Genomic DNA, 6706 nt, shown 5'->3' on the forward strand with positions numbered 1-6706 from the left:
GGCTGTAAAAGCTGTTGAAGCAAAAGGCTGACAGCTCTGTTTACATTCATATTCATAAAATCCGCCGACACCTTTGCTCTACTAAAGACAATCCGTATAAGAATCGGCTGTTGAAGGATAAATCATAATCCTTTCTGCTGTAAGGCGGAAGATGGTCAAGGCAAATCGCTTCTTAATCATCGTTTTCATTCAAGATCGTATATTCTGCTGTCTAAGTCCTAGATAATTGTCTGTTATTGATTTGAAGGGGGATTTAATTTGTACAATATCAGCCGTTGGGAACAAACAGGGCCGCACGGTTGCTCCTATAACTTCCCCTTCTAATATTTTCGGCTTCTTCCTCCGTTTCCCTTCTATAGACAAGCATGATTTCCGCCCCCTGACTGCACAATACAGGGTAAAAAGGAGGCGGTGTTATGGGGATGGTATTATCCTTCATTAATGAAAAACAAAAGAAGCAGGTGAATTTGGAAAAGAAGCTGCTTCGTGAACTCTCTTTAGAAAAAATGGTGACAACGGCAGAGGAATGCTTTGCTCCTCTTTTTCACTATTTTTCAAAACATACCGACATCTTATATGACGGCTGTATTGATTTTGCGATTGAAGCGTACTTGCTGGGCGCTGAGTACGGAAAGTTCGGCTATCACGGGGAATCTGTACAAAAAGCGATGGTGCGCTCAGAGAAGGAAGAAAAGCTGCTTTTGCATGAGCTTTATGAATATGCTGTCAGCTGGTCGGAGGCATTCAATAATACAATCGCCCACGAACTGCTGTATGATGCTTGTGAACACTTTATTCAAGGCTGGTGGAAGGAAGGCTTCAGCCAACGGGAAAAACGCTTTAAGCTCCGTCTCAAATAATCGGAGCCCGCACAAAAAGTTTTGTCCAAAAGGCGGCCAAGCCGAATCATATTTCCCTTCCTTGCCCCATATCTTGTAGTAAGGACAAGCGGGAGGGAAAGGGATGAAGAAAAAGATAAAATGGCTCGGGTTTTTACTTGGCTTTGTCGTTTTATTATGTTTATTTCAGTATCAATTCCATAATGATGATTCATGGAAATCATGGAATCTGCCATTAAGCGGAAAGATCATTTACATTGATCCGGGTCATGGAGGCGCTGACGGAGGCGCATCAGGCGGAGACCTTCTCGAAAAAGACGTGGCGCTCGAGGTTTCTTTGAGAATCAGAGACTATCTTCAGGAGCAGGGAGCTCTGGTGATGCTGACCCGGGAAGACGATCATGATCTTGCTCCAGAAGAAACGAGAGGGCTGAGCAGAAGGAAAGCGGAAGATTTGCGTAAGCGGGTGGATATGATCAATAACTCAGAAGCCGACCTTTACCTCAGCATTCATTTGAATGCTATTCCTTCTGCAAGGTGGAGCGGAGCGCAAAGCTTTTTCTACGGGCAGTATGAAGAAAATGAACGAGTGGCCAAATTTATTCAGGATGAACTAAGGCATAACCTTGAGAACACAAAACGAAAAGCAAAGCGGATTCACGGAGTTTATCTGATGCAAAATGTGAAAAAGCCGGGAGCGCTTGTTGAAATCGGGTTTTTATCTAACCCTGAAGAAGCGAAACAGCTGGGCAAGCCCAAATATCAGGACAAAATTGCCGCATCCGTTTATAAAGGTGTATTACGCTATTTTACAGAAGACAAAGAACCTCCTGAATAAGGAGGGTTTCTTTTTGTGTCAAAGACACTATAAGGAAAGATATGCTATACTTATTTTGTAAACGAATACAACAAAGGGTGAGATTCAATGATGCGAGAAGACGATGTAAAAAAAATAGTCGGCGATTTGTACGAGCCTTTTCTTCATAAGCCGCTCAGCGAGCTGGGTGCTGTCAAAGACATTAAAATAAAGCCTGAAAAACAGCATGTCAGCGTTAAAGTGGCGCTCGCAAAAATGGGATCTGCCGAACAGATGCAGCTGCAGCAGGAAATCGTCACACGGCTCAAGGAAGCCGGTGCAGAGACGGTGGGACTGCGTTTTGAAGAGCTTCCGGAAGAAGTCGTGATGAAATATCAAGAGCCTGCTCCAGATCAAGGGACATCAATGTTAAACAGCGAAAAACAACCCGTTTTTTTAGCGGTAGCAAGCGGCAAAGGCGGAGTGGGCAAATCAACGGTTTCGGTTAATTTGGCTGTTTCTCTTGCACGTCTTGGGAAAAAAGTCGGTTTAATTGATGCCGATATTTATGGTTTCAGTGTGCCTGACATGATGGGAATTACCGTTCGGCCGACAATCGAAGGCGAAAAAGTTATTCCTGTTGAACGGTTTGGAGTCAAGGTGATTTCCATGGGATTTTTCGTTGAAGACAATGCACCTGTCATTTGGAGAGGCCCGATGCTTGGAAAAATGCTCAATAATTTCTTTCATGAGGTCGAATGGGGAGATGTAGATTATATTATTTTAGATCTTCCTCCGGGTACCGGTGATGTGGCGCTCGATGTCCATTCAATGCTTCCAAGCTGCAAGGAAGTGATTGTTTCGACTCCGCATCCGACGGCTGCCTTTGTCGCCGCCAGAGCAGGGGCAATGGCCTTGAAGACCGACCATGAAATCGTGGGTATTGTGGAAAATATGGCGTACTATGAAAGTGTCAAAACAGGAGAAAAAGAATATGTTTTCGGCAAAGGCGGGGGAGAAAAGCTCGCTGAAGAACTGAGTGTTCCTATATTGGGAAAAATTCCGCTAAAGCAGCCTGATTGGGACGATGACGATTTTGCACCATCTGTCTATGATCAAGACCATCCGACAGGCGTCATCTATTTGGATATAGCTAAAAAAATCGATGAATCGATCAGTCAAAAAGCCTGAAAAGCACGGCAGCATGAAGAAAAGCTTCTTCAGATGAAGAAGCTTTGGTGAGGAGGACAGGCGTAGCGTCTTAGCTTTGTTTCTCCTCGCCGCCCTTTATTTCTTCTTTCATGCTTTCGGCAGCCGCTTTTTTCAGCTCTTCTTCAAACTTCTTTTTATATAGAGGGCTTGTCAGGGTATCGGTTATCACTTCTTGAAGGTGGGTTCGAAATTCCTGGCTCTTGACCAGTTCGCCGTATTTTTTTGCCATTTCCGGATCCTGCATAACCTGCATCATCATTTTTTGATATTCCGGATCCTTCATCAGTTTCTTCAATACCTTTTCATGTTCATTTTGAAGCGTTTTGGCAAAGCCTTCTGCGAACTTAGGGTCATCAAATACCTTCTTCCAAAATTCCGTTCCTTTTTTGGAAGTGAGTGTTTTTTCAACCGTTTCTTTGACGGTCTTTTCATCCATGACCAGTGTTTCATTCAATTTGTCATCATTTAAAATTTCTTGAATCGCTTTTTTTCCGTCATCTGTTTTTAATATATCGACAACCATTTTTTTTGTTTCATCATAGTCCATCTCAGCTGCTTGGTCCTTGGGAGCACAAGCTGTTACAGATAGAAACAGAAAACAGCTTATCCATAGCATTGTGGTTTTTAACATGCTTAAGCTCCTTTCGATAACTCGTCTTACCTTTAATATGAATGTCTTTAATAAATTTATACATAACAAAATATCGCTGCTGAAGCGGCAACATAGGGGTTGGGAAGTCTACAATGAAAAGCCGTAATCTTGTCCGATTTTTCTTTTCTGTGTTGGGTGTTGGAGCTTTGACTACAAGTATTGTCGGTTTTGCTATAGAGTGGGGAAGATACAAGGAGCTGTTTCTGTCCTTCGAGGTTCTTGAAATTCTTTCTGTTTTATTTTGGTTCATTGGAGTAGGGATGATTTTTAGCGTCATTGCCCAAATGGGATTTGTGATTTTTTTAACGGTTCACCGTTTTGCACTTGAGATATTCAGATCTCATTCTTTGTGGAATTCGATCCAGCTGTTTCTCATTATATTTGTCACGTTTGACTTGATTTATTTACGCTATTTGTTTTTTGCAGAAGACGGGGGGCCGTTCATCCCGTATATTTGGCTGCCCTTGTTTATATTGGCGTTTGGACTTGCGGCCGCTTATATGAAGCAAAGACAGTCCTCAAAAAAAACGTTTGTTTCCGCATTGTTTCTAATGATCGTTTTTACGATCATGGAATGGTTTCCGGCGTTAAGAGTGAATGAAGAGGACTGGCTCTACTTGATGCTGCTGCCATTATTAAGCTGTAATGCTTTTCAGCTTTTAATGCTGCCGAAATATCAGAGTCATGCATAAAATTTTTATTTCACCTCAGAAGATTTAGCGTCAGTATTGGCGATTAATTCGCTGACGGTTACATTTTTGAGCCCTTTGCTTCGCAGATGATGAACGATCTCAGGCAGGGCTTCTTTTGTCTGCTTCGCCGAATCTGAAGCGTGAAAAAGAACGATATCACCGGCATTGACTGTCTCGTTGACGTTTTGAACAATTTTCTGAACGCCCGGATTCGTCCAGTCATCGGAATTGATACTATAATGAACAATTGTGTAGCCATACTGTTTTGCGACATCAAGTACATCTTTATTGAACTGGCCGGTCGGCGGTCTGAGCAGCGTGAGGTCGTCAATCCCTAGTTTTTGAAAGGAATTTTGCGCTTTTACCAGGTCTTTTTTGATCTCGCTTTTCTTCATTTGCGAATAGTTTTTGTAAGCATAGCCCATACTGCCGATTTGATGGCCGTCTTTTTGGATTCTTTCCACAACATCCGGATGACGCTCTGCCCATGAAGCGGAAAGAAAGAATGTAGCATCCTTTATTCCATTTGCTTTTAATGTATTTAAAATCGGCATCGCTTTTTGATCTCCCCAGCTAATGTTAAATGTAAGGGAAACTTCATTGGAATCCGCGTCTCCTCTATATACTGCTTTTGACCCGCTTTCTGTTGAAAACACAGGAAGAGGGAGCAGGTTTTGCATATAAAAAAAGCTTGCTGTAGCAAAAGCGGCAATCACAATAATGATTAGCTGCTTAATCCGTTTTATATGCCACACATAAAAATGATTCACAGAAAAACTCCTCCTTGTCCATGCTGCTTTGTTTTCATCCTATGCTTGTTTAAAATAGAACATAACAATAATTCATCATTAGAAATAATTTAAAAAGATGGTTGACTTCATTTGATCAATCGTGATATATTATTATTCGTCGCTGATGAACAGCCGACATGAAAAAGCTCCAGAAAATAATTTTTAAAAAGTTATTGACAATAAAGTGGGCTTAATGTTATATTATTAAAGCCGCTGAACAAAGCGGAAATGATCTTTGAAAACTAAACAAGACAAACGTACCTGTTAATTCATTAAATAAATCGCACATGCGAATGTGCGTAGTCATTATCAAACTTCATGGAGAGTTTGATCCTGGCTCAGGACGAACGCTGGCGGCGTGCCTAATACATGCAAGTCGAGCGAACCGACGGGAGCTTGCTCCCTTAGGTTAGCGGCGGACGGGTGAGTAACACGTGGGTAACCTGCCTGTAAGACTGGGATAACTCCGGGAAACCGGGGCTAATACCGGATGCTTGATTGAACCGCATGGTTCAATCATAAAAGGCGGCTTCGGCTGCCGTTTACAGATGGACCCGCGGCGCATTAGCTAGTTGGTGAGGTAATGGCTCACCAAGGCGACGATGCGTAGCCGACCTGAGAGGGTGATCGGCCACACTGGGACTGAGACACGGCCCAGACTCCTACGGGAGGCAGCAGTAGGGAATCTTCCGCAATGGACGAAAGTCTGACGGAGCAACGCCGCGTGAGTGATGAAGGTTTTCGGATCGTAAAGCTCTGTTGTTAGGGAAGAACAAGTACCGTTCGAATAGGGCGGTACCTTGACGGTACCTAACCAGAAAGCCACGGCTAACTACGTGCCAGCAGCCGCGGTAATACGTAGGTGGCAAGCGTTGTCCGGAATTATTGGGCGTAAAGCGCGCGCAGGCGGTTTCTTAAGTCTGATGTGAAAGCCCCCGGCTCAACCGGGGAGGGTCATTGGAAACTGGGGAACTTGAGTGCAGAAGAGGAGAGTGGAATTCCACGTGTAGCGGTGAAATGCGTAGAGATGTGGAGGAACACCAGTGGCGAAGGCGACTCTCTGGTCTGTAACTGACGCTGAGGCGCGAAAGCGTGGGGAGCGAACAGGATTAGATACCCTGGTAGTCCACGCCGTAAACGATGAGTGCTAAGTGTTAGAGGGTTTCCGCCCTTTAGTGCTGCAGCAAACGCATTAAGCACTCCGCCTGGGGAGTACGGTCGCAAGACTGAAACTCAAAGGAATTGACGGGGGCCCGCACAAGCGGTGGAGCATGTGGTTTAATTCGAAGCAACGCGAAGAACCTTACCAGGTCTTGACATCCTCTGACACCCCTAGAGATAGGGCTTCCCCTTCGGGGGCAGAGTGACAGGTGGTGCATGGTTGTCGTCAGCTCGTGTCGTGAGATGTTGGGTTAAGTCCCGCAACGAGCGCAACCCTTGATCTTAGTTGCCAGCATTCAGTTGGGCACTCTAAGGTGACTGCCGGTGACAAACCGGAGGAAGGTGGGGATGACGTCAAATCATCATGCCCCTTATGACCTGGGCTACACACGTGCTACAATGGACAGAACAAAGGGCAGCGAAGCCGCGAGGCTCAGCCAATCCCACAAATCTGTTCTCAGTTCGGATCGCAGTCTGCAACTCGACTGCGTGAAGCTGGAATCGCTAGTAATCGCGGATCAGCATGCCGCGGTGAATACGTTCCCGGGCCTTGTACACACCGC

Annotated in this window: 6 protein-coding genes and 1 rRNA gene (1 of these 7 running past the window's edge); 5 read left to right on the forward strand and 2 right to left on the reverse strand. The window is 44.6% G+C overall.

What is annotated here, in order from left to right; genetic code table 11:
• The first annotated feature begins 416 nt into the window (after nt 1-416).
• The 3 genes from RBH91_RS00920 (at nt 417) to RBH91_RS00930 (ending at nt 2826) form a co-directional block, all read left to right on the forward strand.
• Nucleotides 417-860, forward strand: a complete 444-nt coding sequence (locus tag RBH91_RS00920) for a YbaK family protein (RefSeq protein WP_307893120.1) — start codon at nt 417-419, stop codon at nt 858-860.
• A gap of 103 nt (nt 861-963) precedes the next feature.
• A complete protein-coding gene (cwlD, locus tag RBH91_RS00925) occupies nt 964-1677 on the forward strand; it encodes an N-acetylmuramoyl-L-alanine amidase CwlD (protein WP_076762556.1) in 714 nt (237 codons plus the stop codon).
• A gap of 87 nt (nt 1678-1764) precedes the next feature.
• Nucleotides 1765-2826 (forward strand): Mrp/NBP35 family ATP-binding protein, encoded by a 1062-nt coding sequence (locus tag RBH91_RS00930; RefSeq protein ID WP_307893121.1) that lies wholly within the window; start codon nt 1765-1767, stop codon nt 2824-2826.
• A 70-nt stretch (nt 2827-2896) separates the two neighbouring features.
• Here the strand turns inward: RBH91_RS00930 and gerD are convergent, their stop codons facing one another.
• Complete coding sequence (gene gerD / locus RBH91_RS00935; RefSeq protein WP_307893122.1) at nt 2897-3478, reverse strand: spore germination lipoprotein GerD; 582 nt, start codon at nt 3476-3478, stop codon at nt 2897-2899.
• Nucleotides 3479-3591: 113 nt separating this feature from the next.
• Here gerD and RBH91_RS00940 point away from each other — a divergent pair, with 113 nt between their 5' ends.
• Nucleotides 3592-4191, forward strand: coding sequence for a KinB-signaling pathway activation protein (locus RBH91_RS00940; RefSeq protein WP_076762553.1), 600 nt, complete (start codon nt 3592-3594; stop codon nt 4189-4191).
• Nucleotides 4192-4196: 5 nt separating this feature from the next.
• On the opposite strand, the gene pdaB is transcribed toward RBH91_RS00940, so the two are convergent.
• Nucleotides 4197-4961, reverse strand: coding sequence for a polysaccharide deacetylase family sporulation protein PdaB (pdaB, locus tag RBH91_RS00945; RefSeq protein WP_307893123.1), 765 nt, complete (start codon nt 4959-4961; stop codon nt 4197-4199).
• A gap of 336 nt (nt 4962-5297) precedes the next feature.
• On the opposite strand from pdaB, the gene RBH91_RS00950 reads away from it, so the two are divergent.
• Nucleotides 5298-6706 (forward strand): 16S ribosomal RNA (locus RBH91_RS00950) (it continues 140 nt past the right edge of the window).

Origin of the sequence: Bacillus swezeyi (assembly GCF_030908325.1) — a bacterium.
Classification (GTDB): domain Bacteria; phylum Bacillota; class Bacilli; order Bacillales; family Bacillaceae; genus Bacillus; species Bacillus swezeyi.

Coding starts and splice junctions, on each gene's coding strand:
- gerD (WP_307893122.1), bottom strand. CDS start 3,478: ATGTTAAAAACCACAATGCTATGGATAAGCTGTTTTCTGTTTCTATCT.
- RBH91_RS00940 (WP_076762553.1), top strand. CDS start 3,592: ATGAAAAGCCGTAATCTTGTCCGATTTTTCTTTTCTGTGTTGGGTGTT.
- RBH91_RS00930 (WP_307893121.1), top strand. CDS start 1,765: ATGATGCGAGAAGACGATGTAAAAAAAATAGTCGGCGATTTGTACGAG.
- cwlD (WP_076762556.1), top strand. CDS start 964: ATGAAGAAAAAGATAAAATGGCTCGGGTTTTTACTTGGCTTTGTCGTT.
- RBH91_RS00920 (WP_307893120.1), top strand. CDS start 417: ATGGGGATGGTATTATCCTTCATTAATGAAAAACAAAAGAAGCAGGTG.